Origin of the sequence: Mesorhizobium sp. M7A.T.Ca.US.000.02.2.1 (assembly GCF_003996995.1) — a bacterium.
Lineage (GTDB): Bacteria > Pseudomonadota > Alphaproteobacteria > Rhizobiales > Rhizobiaceae > Mesorhizobium.
Window position 1 is genome coordinate 1 of the sequence record NZ_RZTT01000210.1, and the last position, 10,491, is coordinate 10,491.

Annotated in this window: 11 protein-coding genes; 6 read left to right on the forward strand and 5 right to left on the reverse strand. The window is 63.5% G+C overall.

Annotated features, from left to right (window positions below):
- The first annotated feature begins 24 nt into the window (after window positions 1-24).
- The 3 genes from EOD15_RS19670 (at window position 25) to EOD15_RS19680 (ending at window position 2,707) form a co-directional block, all read left to right on the forward strand.
- Window positions 25-1,314, forward strand: coding sequence for an amidohydrolase family protein (locus EOD15_RS19670; RefSeq protein ID WP_127319194.1), 1,290 nt, complete (start codon window positions 25-27; stop codon window positions 1,312-1,314).
- Window positions 1,315-1,401: 87 nt separating this feature from the next.
- The gene (locus EOD15_RS19675; RefSeq protein ID WP_127319196.1) at window positions 1,402-1,668 is read left to right on the forward strand and encodes a hypothetical protein; all 267 of its coding nucleotides are present in this window, start codon (window positions 1,402-1,404) and stop codon (window positions 1,666-1,668) included.
- A gap of 115 nt (window positions 1,669-1,783) precedes the next feature.
- Complete coding sequence (locus tag EOD15_RS19680) at window positions 1,784-2,707, forward strand: DMT family transporter (protein WP_127319198.1); 924 nt, start codon at window positions 1,784-1,786, stop codon at window positions 2,705-2,707.
- Between the two features lie 7 nt (window positions 2,708-2,714).
- Here the strand turns inward: EOD15_RS19680 and EOD15_RS19685 are convergent, their stop codons facing one another.
- Window positions 2,715-3,617: a phosphotransferase family protein gene (locus EOD15_RS19685; protein ID WP_127319200.1), complete on the reverse strand. Its 903-nt coding sequence runs from the start codon at window positions 3,615-3,617 to the stop codon at window positions 2,715-2,717.
- Between the two features lie 101 nt (window positions 3,618-3,718).
- On the opposite strand from EOD15_RS19685, the gene EOD15_RS19690 reads away from it, so the two are divergent.
- A complete protein-coding gene (locus EOD15_RS19690; protein ID WP_164761622.1) occupies window positions 3,719-4,363 on the forward strand; it encodes a class I SAM-dependent methyltransferase in 645 nt (214 codons plus the stop codon).
- On the opposite strand, the gene EOD15_RS19695 is transcribed toward EOD15_RS19690, so the two are convergent.
- Both EOD15_RS19695 and EOD15_RS19700 read right to left on the reverse strand, forming a co-directional pair.
- Window positions 4,353-6,806, reverse strand: a complete 2,454-nt coding sequence (locus EOD15_RS19695) for an FAD-dependent oxidoreductase (protein WP_127319204.1) — start codon at window positions 6,804-6,806, stop codon at window positions 4,353-4,355. The genes EOD15_RS19690 and EOD15_RS19695 overlap by 11 nt on opposite strands.
- On the reverse strand, window positions 6,803-7,690 hold the full coding sequence (locus EOD15_RS19700) for a phosphotransferase family protein (RefSeq protein ID WP_127267468.1): 888 nt from the start codon (window positions 7,688-7,690) through the stop codon (window positions 6,803-6,805). Before EOD15_RS19700 ends, EOD15_RS19695 begins: the two co-directional genes overlap by 4 nt.
- A gap of 400 nt (window positions 7,691-8,090) precedes the next feature.
- Here EOD15_RS19700 and EOD15_RS19705 point away from each other — a divergent pair, with 400 nt between their 5' ends.
- A complete protein-coding gene (locus EOD15_RS19705) occupies window positions 8,091-8,867 on the forward strand; it encodes a DeoR/GlpR family DNA-binding transcription regulator (protein WP_127408752.1) in 777 nt (258 codons plus the stop codon).
- Here the strand turns inward: EOD15_RS19705 and EOD15_RS19710 are convergent.
- Window positions 8,864-9,760 carry an NAD(P)/FAD-dependent oxidoreductase gene (locus tag EOD15_RS19710; protein ID WP_127323184.1) on the reverse strand — a complete coding sequence of 299 codons (897 nt, stop codon included), beginning with the start codon at window positions 9,758-9,760 and terminating at the stop codon, window positions 8,864-8,866. The genes EOD15_RS19705 and EOD15_RS19710 overlap by 4 nt on opposite strands.
- Complete coding sequence (locus EOD15_RS19715) at window positions 9,750-10,199, reverse strand: Rrf2 family transcriptional regulator (protein WP_127408753.1); 450 nt, start codon at window positions 10,197-10,199, stop codon at window positions 9,750-9,752. The genes EOD15_RS19710 and EOD15_RS19715 overlap by 11 nt, the downstream gene beginning before the upstream one ends.
- Before the next feature lie 88 nt (window positions 10,200-10,287).
- Between EOD15_RS19715 and EOD15_RS19720 the strand changes: the two genes are divergently transcribed.
- Window positions 10,288-10,491: LysR family transcriptional regulator (locus EOD15_RS19720; protein WP_148129589.1), on the forward strand; the 204-nt coding region annotated here is incomplete at its 3' end.

Here is a 10,491-nt window from a genome sequence, read left to right on the forward strand (position 1 = left end):
ATTCTTTTGACGGGATGACGACAGATGGCTTTCGACCTTATCGTTCGCGGCGGCACACTGCCTGATGGCAGGGTTGCCGACATCGGCATCAACGGTGAGACGATCACGGCGATCGAGCCCACCCTGCAGGGTCCTGCGCGGACCGAGGTCGACGCCCGCGGCAATCTGGTCTCGCCACCCTTCGTCGATCCGCATTTCCACATGGACGCGACGCTCTCCTACGGCATTCCGCGCATCAATGCGTCGGGTACACTGCTCGAAGGCATTTCGCTATGGGGCGAGTTGAAGCCGCTTTTGACGCATGAGGCGGTGCGTGATCGCGCATTGGCCTATTGCGACTGGGCGGTGTCGATGGGCCTGCTCGCAATCCGTACCCATGTCGATGTCTGCGATGACAGGCTGCTGGCGGTCGAGGCGCTGCTCGAGGTCAAGAAGACGGTCGCCCCCTATATCGACCTGCAACTGGTCGCCTTCCCGCAGGACGGGTTTTATCGCTCGCCAACGGCTCGGGAGAACACCATCCGCGCCTTGGACATGGGCGTCGACATCGTCGGCGGCATCCCGCATTTTGAGCGCACCATGGCCGACGGCACGCGTTCGGTAACGGAGTTGTGCGAGATCGCGGCCAGGCGCGGCCTGATGGTCGACCTGCATTGCGACGAGACTGATGATCCACTGTCGCGTCACATCGAACAGCTTGCGTATGAGACGCAGCGCCTTGGTCTGCAGGGCAAGGTCGCCGGTTCGCATCTCACCTCGATGCATTCGATGGACAATTACTATGTCTCGAAGCTGCTGCCGCTGATCGCCGAGGCCGGCGTCTCGGTCATTCCCAATCCGCTGATCAACATCATGCTGCAGGGCCGCCATGACACCTTCCCGAAGCGCCGGGGCCTGACTCGGGTCAAGGAAATGCTGGCGCTCGGCATTCGCGTCGGCTGGGGCCAGGATTGCGTGCTCGATCCCTGGTATTCGCTGGGCACCGCCGACATGCTCGATGTCGCCTTCATGGGCCTGCACGTCGCTCAGATGTCGAGCCCGGCCGAGATGGCGCGCTGCTTCGATATGGTCACCAACGTCAATGCCGCGATCATGGGCCTCGATCATCTCGGCCTGGCGGTCGGCAAGCGCGCCAGCCTTGTCGTCCTCGATGCCGGCAATCCGGTCGAAGCCCTGCGCTTGCGCGCCGAGCGCCTGTGCGTCATCGCCAGGGGCAAGGTGGTGGCGGAGCGGACGAAGCAGGAAACCAGGCTGTCCATCGACGGAAGGCCGGTACTTGTGAACCGACGGCACCATTCGCATCAGGCCCAATAGGACGCCGCATCTGCATCAAAGCTCAAAGCTTCGCCCGTCGTGAAATAAGTCTACATTAAGCCTCCAATTTATTCCGAGGAGGATTCCATGTGGCGCAAGACTGTGATGGCGGTGGCGCTGACGGCGCTTTGCGCCGGCTGCACGACGGTAACGGCAGAGGATCGCCGCACCGCTGACGAAGCGAAATGCCGGTCCTACGGCTTCGTCAAGAAGAATGACGCCTTTGCCGAGTGTCTGCAGCGCATCGATCTGGAGCGGCGTGCGGAGCTCAGACGCACCCCGGCTTTCGACCCTTGGGACAGGCCGGTGATCTATCGGCCCATTATCCTCAGGCCGCAGCCAAAAGGGAACTGAATCGCGCAGACCCAGCCGATTCCCGATGCTGGCCTTGCCGATTTCCGGTTTTCTCCTCGTCAAAGCCGCCGCTTCCGTCTACGACGCGGCTTACTAGGGAGGAATCGGGATCGGCATGACGCAGCCCGTGGCGCAGAATTCGACGATCAGGAATGTGCTTCTGGCCGGCATTCTGCTGATGCTGGCCGGCGACTTCCTGTTTGCGCTGAACGACGCCATGGGCAAGTGGCTGGTGGCCAGCTTCTCCGTCGGTCAGGTGGTGCTGATCCGCTCTATCGGCGCCTTCTTCGTGCTCGGCCCGATGATCGCCAATCAGGGCCCGGCCAAGCTGTTTCGCATGGAACGCCTGGAGCTGCAGCTGCTGCGGGTGGTGATGACCACGCTCGACACCGCGCTCTTCTATGCCGCCGTGGTCTATCTGCCGCTTGCCGATGTGATGAGTTTCTACATGGCCGGGCCGATCTACGTTGCGGCACTCTCGCACCTCTTGCTTGGCGAAAAGGTCGGCTGGCGCCGCTGGATGGCGATCCTGCTCGGCTTCTGCGGCGTTTTGATCATGCTGAAACCGTCCTCGGCGGCGTTCTCGCTGTCATCGGGTTTTGCGCTGGTAGGCAGCATCTCCTTCGCCTTCGCCATCATCCTCAACCGCCGCCTGCGTGGCACCAGCGACACCAATCTGGTGACATGGCAGACCATCGGCACGCTGCTGGTCGGCGGTGTGCTGACCATCGGCGCCTGGCAGACGCCGTCGGCACTCGATCTCGGCGCCATGCTGCTGCTCGGTATCGTCTCCTGCGGCGCCCACCTGATGATCACCAGGGCGCTCAAGCTGGCGCCGGCTTCGACATTGGCGCCGCTGCACTACACACTGCTGCTGTGGGCGGTGGTGTTCGGCCTGGTGTTCTTCGGCGACGTTCCCGGTCCGCGCATCCTGATCGGCTCGGCCATTGTTGTTCTCGCCGGCCTGTTCATCTTCCATCGCCAGAAAGTGGTCGAAACCACTGTGCCGCCCGAAAACGTGCCGAAGGGCGTGAGTTAGTCCAGGCTCAGCCCCGGTGTATTGCTGCCAGATGCCGCGAAAACTCCGGCGTCTCCATCAGCGCCTTGCAGCGAGCGAAACGGCCATCGGCATAAGCGCGAAAATCATCGACCGGGTTGTTGTTGGCGAGCTGGATCAGCCCCCACAAGGTCCACAACAGGTCGCACATTGCCTTGTAGATGACGATGCGGCCGCGCTCCGCCGGCCTCGCCTCGCCGCCGAAATAAGCGCGTATCATCTCTTCGTCCTGGGCGGCGTCGAACTTGCCCTCCACGCTGAGGTCGCCAAGGTCCCAGAGCGGATCGTTCATGCCCGAATATTCCCAGTCGACGATCCACATCCGCTCGCCAGTATCGAGAAAGTTCTCGCACAGCGGATCGCAGTGGCAGGCGACGATCGGCAGCGGATGGGCGGCCAGCGCCGAGCGGACGCTCTCGGCGTCTCGCACCACGTCATGATAACCGGCGGGCAGGGCGACCTCCTTGGTGGACAGCACCTTGAGGTAATCGTCGATCATCGCGAACAATTCGAAGCGGAAGGGAAACACCGCGCCTGAATCGTGCAGCTTGCGAAAGGCTTCGCCGGCGCGTGCCGGACTGCCCGGACGTGTCCGGAATTTCTCCGGCGACATCGTTTCGGCGCCGGCGATGTAGCGTGTCACCATCACCCCGGTACCGGGGTCGACATGCAGCACCTCGGGACTGACCCCCGCTTTTGCAGCTTCGCGCGCGGCCACCGCTTCGTTGGCCCGGTTGATGTATTCCTCGGTGCCCTTGCCGGGAATGCGCAGGCAGAAGTCGCCGGCCTTGAAGACGAGATTGGTGAGGCCGCCCAGCCGTTCCAGCGGCCCGCTGTAGCCGGCCAGCATGGGAATGGCGTCCAGTGCCGCACGCGCCTCGTCTGTCACCATGCCTGCGCCCCCACGCTGTTATTTGTCCCAGCGACGGTTCCACAATTTTCGCGCTTTGGCTATCATCACTGCGAGATCAAAAATTGGCGGACTGGATAAAAGTGGCGGACAGCAAACATCAGGGCGCGCTCGGCGCGGCCTACGCGGCAAAGCGGCCCGAAGAGGTGGCCGCACTCTATGATCGCTGGTCGGAAACCTATGACGCCGACATGTCGGCCGCCGGCTATCGCCATCCGACGATCTGCCTTGCCTTGCTGGCCCGCCATCTGCCGCGCGGTTCAGCACCACTGCTCGATGCCGGGGCCGGCACCGGGCTCATCGGCGAATGGCTTGATATTGCTGGTTACCCGCAAGTCGAGGCACTCGATATTTCACAAGGCATGCTGGATCAGGCGGCCCGCAAGGGCGTCTATTCCGCGCTCCACTGCCTTGCGCTCGGCGGTCATCTGCCCTTTGCCGATGATGCCTATGCCGGGATAATCTCGGCCGGCGTCTTCACCTCGGGCCATGTCGGCGTCGAGGGGCTGGACGAGCTAATCCGCATCTGCCGCCCGGGCGGCGTGATCGTGCTGACGGTCAAGAACACGCTTTGGGATGCCGGCTTTGCCACGCGTGTCGGCGAGATCGAGGCGCAAGGCCTCGTCACCCGCGTCGAGGAAACGCGTCCTTACGTCTCGATGCCCGGCGAAGCCGACACGGTACCAAGCCGCGGCCTCGCTTTGCGCGTTATTCAACCTACGCTTTGACCCTGGCGCCTGCCGGATCATACATCGGCTCGAGGTGGATATTGGCCGCTGTCCTCTCCATCGCAACCACCAGTTCATAGTCGCCGGAAGCGAGAAAATCATCGCTCACCCCGTCGGCGTTGCGCACATAGCCGTAGCCGATGTTCCTGCCCAGCGTGTAGCCGTAACCGCCGCTGCTGAGATAACCGACCGGTTCGCCATTGCGCAGGATGGTTTCGCGGCCGAGCAGCATGATCTCGGGGTCGTCGACCGTGAAGCCGGCAAAGCGTTTCTTCAGTGCCGCGCCGCTGGTCTTCTCCAGCGCGCGCCGTCCAACGAAATCGGTGTTCTTGCGCAGCTTGACCGCCCAACCGAGCCCGGCTTCCTGCGGCGTGTCGTTGGGGGTGATGTCGGAGCCCCAGGCGCGATAGCCTTTTTCCAGCCGCAGCGACTCCAGCGCCCGATAGCCGACCGGGCGGATGTCATGCTTCTCGCCTGCCGCCATCAGTGCGTCGAAGACTTCGCCGGTGGCCGCGATCGGCACATGCAGTTCCCAGCCGAGTTCGCCGACATAGGTGACGCGCAGTGCCCGAACCGTGTGGCCGGCGATGGCAATCTCGCGCACATGGCCGAACGGGAAGCCGGCATTCGACACGTCGGCTCCGGTCGCCACCGAGAGCACGTCGCGCGCCCGGGGACCCATCAGCGACAGCGTGCCGAAATCCTCGGTGACGTCGACAAGCCTGGTGTCGAGCCCTTCGCCGATATGGTCGCTGATCCATGAGAAATCATGCGTGCGGAAACCGGTGCCGGTGACGATATAGAACTTCTCTTCGGCCAGCCGCGCCACCGTCAGATCGGCCTCGATGCCGCCGCGCGTGTTGAGAAGCTGCGTATAGGTCAGCCGGCCGACCGGCTTGCTAACGTCGTTGGCGCAGATCCAGTCCAGCGCCTTCAACGCATCTGGCCCGGTCAGCTCGTATTTGGCGAAAGACGATTGATCGAAAATGCCGACCTTTTCGCGCACATGGCGGTGTTCGTCTCCGACCGCCGCGAACCAGTTCTGCCGGCCCATCGAATAGATGTCCTGCGGCTCGACGCCTTGCGGTGCGAACCAGTTCGGCCGCTCCCATCCGAGCTTCGAGCCGAATACGGCGCGCTGCTGTTTCAGCCTGTCGTAGAGCGGCGAGACGATGCGGGGTCTCCCGGTGGCATACTCCTCATGCGGGAAGCCGATCGTGTAATGCTTGCCATAGGCCTCCAGCGTGCGGTCGCAGACCCACTGCCGGTCGCGGTGCAGGTTGGAAAAACGCCTGATGTCGACCACCCACAGGTCGAGCGGTGCCTCGCCGTCGACCACCCACTGCGCCAGCACCCAGCCGGCGCCGCCGCCCGAGGCGATGCCGAAAGCGTTGAAGCCGGCGCCGACGAACATGTTGGCGCATTCGGGCGCTGTACCGAGAATGAAATTGCCGTCCGGCGTAAAACTCTCCGGCCCGTTGATCATCTGCTTGACGCCGACGGTTTCCAGCGCCGGCACGCGCGCGATCGCTTGGCTCATGTGCTGCTCGAAATGGTCGTAGTCGTCGTCGAACAGCCTAAATTCCCAATCATTGGGAACGTCGTCGCCGGGGAGACCAGTCGCCCAGGCCTGCGGGTTAGGCTCATAGCCGCCCATCACCAGCCCGCCGACTTCCTCCTTGAAATAGGTGCGTCGGTCAGGGTCGCGGATGGTCGGCGCGTCGGTCGCCAGCCCGTCGATCTTCTCGGTGATGATGTACTGGTGCTTCACCGGCTGAAGCGGCACGTTGATGCCGGCCATGGCCCCCACTTGCCGCGCCCATTGGCCGGCGCAGTTGACCACCTTGTCGCAAGCGATGTCGCCCCTGCTGGTCTTCACCGCCGCGATGCGGCCGTCCTTCATCTCGAAGCCGGTGACGCGAACATCCTCGAACAGTTTGGCGCCATGCATGCGCGCGCCCTTGGCCATCGACTGCGTGATGTCGGAGGGGCTCGCCTGGCCGTCGGTCGGCAGCCAGGAGGCGCCGACGAGATCGCCGGTCTCCAGCAGCGGCCACATTCTTTTCACCTCGTCCGGCGACAGCAATTGCATGTCCATGCCGAAGCTTTTTGCTGTCGTCGCCAGCCTTTTGTACTCGGTCCAGCGGTCGGCATTGGTGGCGAGCCTGAGGCAGCCGGTCATCTTCCAGCCGGTGGCGAGACCGGTCTCGGCCTCCAGTCCCTTGTAGAGGTCGACGGAGTATTTCAGCACGCGGGTGATAGACGCCGACGAGCGCAATTGCCCGACAAGGCCGGCGGCATGCCAGGTCGAACCCGAGGTCAGCTTGCCCTGCTCCAGCAGCACCACGTCAGCCTTGTGGTCGCGCGCCAGATGATAGGCCGTCGAACAGCCGATGATGCCGCCGCCGATGACGACGATGGCGGCCTGGCTCGGCAATGTCATGATTTCTGTATCCCGTATTTTGTCCGGTAGTTTTCCAGTGCCGCGTCGAGCCGGGCGAGGTTTTCCTCGGTGTAGGCGACGTAGTCGATGCCCGGTGCGTCGAGATAGAGCTCGGAGACCATGCTCCACATCGCCTCGCGCAGCAGCGAGGCGCATTGCATGGCCGCGTGCGAACGGCGGATCGCCTCGTCCGGTTCCTTCATGAAGTAGGCGGTCAGGAAGGCGAAGGATTCCTCGTCGCTCATGCCGGCGTTGGAGGCGGCGCCTGCGAGGTCGAACATCGCCGTGTTGAAGCCGGCATATTCGAAGTCGATCAGCCACAGTCTGTTGCCGTCGTCGAGAATATTGGCCGGCAACAGGTCATTGTGGCCAAAGACGATCGGCAGCAGTTTCTGCGCGCGCTCCAGTTCGTCGGCCAGTGTCAAAAGGCGCGGCAAGTCGCTGCGCTTGCGGCTGCCGCCTTCTTCAAGCGTGCGCGCATAGTCGCGAATGACATGGAACACCCAGAACATGAAGCCGGCGCCCGAGACGTGATTTGGCATCTCCCGGTGGAAGGCGCGCATCAGGGCCGCGACCCGGCCGAGATTGGCGCGCACGTCTTCCGCCAGATAGGTTTTCGCACCGAGAAATTCCGTCACCAGTATGCCTGGTTCGGCATGGCGGACGGCTGGCGCGAAACCGGCGGCATGCGCCGCCCGCGCGGTCATAACCTCGCGCTCGCGAAAGACATGGTGGAACGGATAGTCCTTGCCGAAGCGCACGACATGTCGTCCGGCCGCGTCCGTGACCACATAATTCGCGTTGCTCAGGCCGCCGGGCAGCGGTGCGATCTCGATGCTACCGGTCCAGCAGGGCAGGGCGCGGATGCGATCTTCGGCGGTCACGGAACATCCCTGGTTTGCTGGGCTTCGACAAGGCGCCGTGAACAGCGCAACGATGGCGGGAGAAACGTAAATAATCTCGTCGGTGCGGGACGCCAGGATCGGTATCCCGCACCGCACCGACGAGCCCCTTGGCCAGGTTTTTGAGCCCGGCATCCGCCCCCGCGGATCTGAAAATTCCTTGAACAGGCACGTTCCAAACGGCCTGATCGCTGAGTTGTGGCTCTGCCCCAGTCGCAGATCTGAAGCCTGTTGATATCTTCGATTTCACGCCAGGGCTGCCCGCTTGTCAATAAAAAGGTGTGACTTTTTTTGGGTATTTTGCCTGAAAGCATAAGGTAGTTCCTTTAAAAGCACTTGAATTACCTTAAAATCGGTCAGGAGCATCAGTTCGGGAAACCAGATGGCCCAGTCCAAAAGACACGGCGAGATCCTGCGGCTCCTGCAGGAAGAGGGCACCGTCACCATCGCCAGTCTGGCCGACCGGCTGGGCGTGTCGCTGGAGACGGTGCGCCGCGACGTCAAGCCGCTGACTGGTGACGGCTCTGTCCTCAAGATGCATGGCGCCATCGGCCTGCCGTCGATGATCGGCGAAGCGCCGTTCGAGCGGCGCATGCGTGAGAACGCCGACGCCAAGCGCGTCATTGCCCGCATGGTCGCCGCCACCATTCGCGACGGGGAATCGATCATGCTCGACACCGGCACGACGACCTCGTTCCTTGCGCGTGAACTGCTCGGCCACCGGCGCCTGACGGTCGTCACCAATTCCTCGGATATTGCCCGCACCCTGGCCACCATCAACGGCAACAAGGTCTATATGGCGGGCGGCGAGCTGCGCAGCGATTCCGGCGCTGCTTTCGGCGCCTCGGCGATTGATTTTGTCAGTCGTTTTTCGGTCAGCCACGCCATCATTTCCACCGGCGGCGTCGACGCGGTGATGGGCGTCATGGATTTTGATCTGGATGAGGCCGAGTTCGGCCGCATGGTGCTGTCGCGCGGCCAGCGGTCCCTCGTCATCACCGATCACTCGAAATTCGGCCGTCTTGGTCTGGTCCAGGTCTGCGGCTTCGACAGCTTTTCCGAACTCGCCACCGACCGCTCGCCGCCGCACGACCTGGCTGCCGCCCTGGCCCAGGCCGGCGCGCGGCTCAGCATCGCCGGCGAGGAAGCCGGGTTCTAGCCGAACACCAGCGACTGGTGGGCGCAGACGCCCGCAAAGGTGCCACCCGATACCGCAAAGGCAATATTGTGCATCGAGCGTGCCGCGTCGCCGGCGGCGTAGACGCCGGGCACGGTCGTCTGCTGCCTGTCATCGACTGATATCACCGGGCCGAGGAGGCCTTCGGAGAAGCCGCAGCCGAGCTGTTCGGCCAGCGGGCTGGCCATGATGTTGCGCGGAGCGGTGAACATCGCCCTGACGCCGGCCTTTCGGCCGTCGTCGAGGTGGACGATCAATCCGCCGGAGCCGTCTTCCCTTAGCTCGGCAACGCTGGTGGGCTCAAACCGCACCTTTCGGCTCTCCAGCGCGCGCATCTGCTCTGTGTCGGGTTCGAACAGGCCATTGCCGAACAGTGTGACATCGCGCCAATCGGCGATCAGCTGTGCCTGATGCAGGGACATCGGGCCGGTTGCGAGCACGCCGAGCGGCCCGCCGGAAACCTCGTAGCCGTGGCAATAGGGGCAGTGCAGCACGCTCCTGCCCCAGAGCTCGGCAAGCCCGGCAACCTTCGGCAGGATATCGCGCACCCCGGTGGCCAGCACCAATCGTGCGGCGCCGAATGTCTCGCCGTCGGTGGTGATTTCGAAATCGCTGCTGCCGGCGGCAACGGCCTTGTCGGCGCGCCTGTCGACAACCCTGGCTGTCGGATAGGCCAGCAGCTGCCGCCTTGCGTCATCCAGGATTGCGCCGGGCGCGCGCCCGTCATGTCCGAGGAAGCCGTGCGAATGCTCGGCAAAGCGGTTGCGCGGCTGGCCGGCGTCGATCACCAGCACCTTGCGTCCTGCCCGCGCCACCTGGATGGCGGCGGACAGGCCGGCAAAGCTGCCGCCGATGACGGCAAGATCATACTGCATGGCTGGAGACTCCAATGAGATCAAAACGGCGGCGGAAATCGGCGGTCAGGTCGGCCAGCGTGATGCTGCTCAGCTTCTCCGCCAGCAGCCTTTCGGCGGTGATGCGAAAATCGTCGAGGACGGCGATCACCGCCTGCTCGACGAGGCAGCCGGGGCTTTCCGGCTCGGTGCTGAACGGCAGCAGCGTCTCGCCAAGGGCGACGCTGATCTCGGCCAGGGATATTTTCTCGGGCGCCCGCCCGAGCAGCCAGCCGCCACCGTGCCCGCGCGACGAGGTGACGATGCCGGCATCGCGCAAGCCTGCGATGGTGCGGCGGACCACAACCGGATTGGTGTGGATGAAGGTGGCAAGCTGCTCGGAGGTCAACGCCTGTTCGGGCTTCTCGGCCATGTGGACGAGAATGTGCAAGGTCGAGGACAGTCGGCTGTTGCGCTTCATGTAACTTAGTTAGTTACGATTGGCGAAGCTGTCAAGTGTTCGCCGGTCGCCACTTCCCAGCATCGCCTCCGCCGTGTTTAGTCCGGCCATGGCTTTCACCATCCGCCAGCTGCAGTTCTTCATCGCCGTCGCCGAGCAAGGCACGGTCTCGGGTGCCGCGCAGAACCTGTCGATCTCACAATCGTCGGTCACCGAAGCGATCAAGGAGCTCGAAAGCGATCTCGGCGTCGAACTGTTCGAGCGCCATCCGCGTGGCCTCAACATCACCCACAAGGGCCACCAGTTCCTGCGC